Annotated in this window: 1 protein-coding gene; it reads right to left on the bottom strand. The window is 44.5% G+C overall.

Translation table 11 applies throughout. The annotated features are described in order from the left end of the window. Positions 1–185: 185 nt before the first annotated feature. On the bottom strand, positions 186–1269 hold a 1084-nt coding region (locus R8269_RS24800; protein WP_318222855.1), incomplete at its 5' end, for an Hpt domain-containing protein.

Here is a 1269-nt window from a genome sequence, read left to right as displayed (position 1 = left end):
ACTTCTAACAGGGAACACCCTGAAAGAGTGGTAACCAACCACAAAACCATTAGTGACGATATTCGACGAATGGACATGAAGCTACCTTTATCAAATTGTATAGAACAGGAATTAAGCGGAACCCAAGTGTAGGTTCGAACGCGCCTTTAATACCTCAACCGCCAACATTTTAAGTCAGAGGAATATCAATCTGTTAGCACTTCTCGTATCTTTTCACTGTTAAGAACTTTCTCTGCGAAAAGTGTTGTTTGTTGTAATACATCCCTTAATTGACAGAGCTTATTATCCGGTACTTCTTTGCCCTGTTTTATCAATAATTCTATCTCACCTGAGATGTAATGCAGGGGCATTGCACCTAAACTTCCTGACACCCCTTTCAGGCTGTGCGCTGCGCGCTGTGCGTTGTCTATATCTTCGTTTAGAAGTTTATGTAATTTAGAACCATCTTCAGCATGATCTTGAATAAAGACCTCGAGCAACATTCGGACAGCGCCTTCATCGCCAGAAAGCGAATCCAGCATTCTGTTTATATCGATAAACGGTTCTTGCGGAGCTAACAATTCTTGTCGCGAATCAGGGGTTAGCTCTTGCGTTTTATTCGCTTGAGCATCACTTGCCAACTCACGCGCTTTGTTCTCGTGTTCTAAAGAACTGGATGCGTTTTCAGTTTGAGAAACGGCAGGCTCTGATGAACTTGAATTCGCCACCGCATTTTTAGAGAAGACAGCCCATGAGACCAACGCCAACAGACAACCACTCACGACAATGAGCCAAAAGATAAAAGAAACCAGTTTTTGTTCGAGCGTAGCCTTCATCGACACCAACTGATTAGGAAAATCTGGCTTTAATAACTGATTCGCCAAATAACTGCCCTGTGCATTCGCCGCAAGAACACTTGAAGTTTGTGCGAGTCGACGTTGAAATGCAGAACGCTCCCCTGTCGACAGTGAATCCGATTCGATGAACAGTAAATCCAGTTCGCGATAGGTATCCGTATTGGTGTTGGAATCGCTAAAAATCGATTCAAGAACCAAGGCTCCCAAGCGGTAATACATGTTTTCGATTTGCTGAGAGTTGTTTTCCGCACCTCGGCTGGTGTGCAGTTGCTCCGCCAACGATACCAACTCGCCATCACTGCCAATAAAAGCGCGTGCACTCTCCAAAAATCGGTCGGTTGAATAAAGCAATTGCGTGACGTCTGGCCCATTCGCATCAGAGACTTCACTTTCTAATTGAAGGCGAACCGCGTACACAAGCTGAAGTTTGAGT

The sequence above is a fragment of the Vibrio sp. Vb0667 genome (assembly GCF_033391095.1).
The sequence above is the reverse complement of the archived record's forward strand: the minus strand, read 5'-3'. Positions and strand labels throughout refer to the sequence as shown.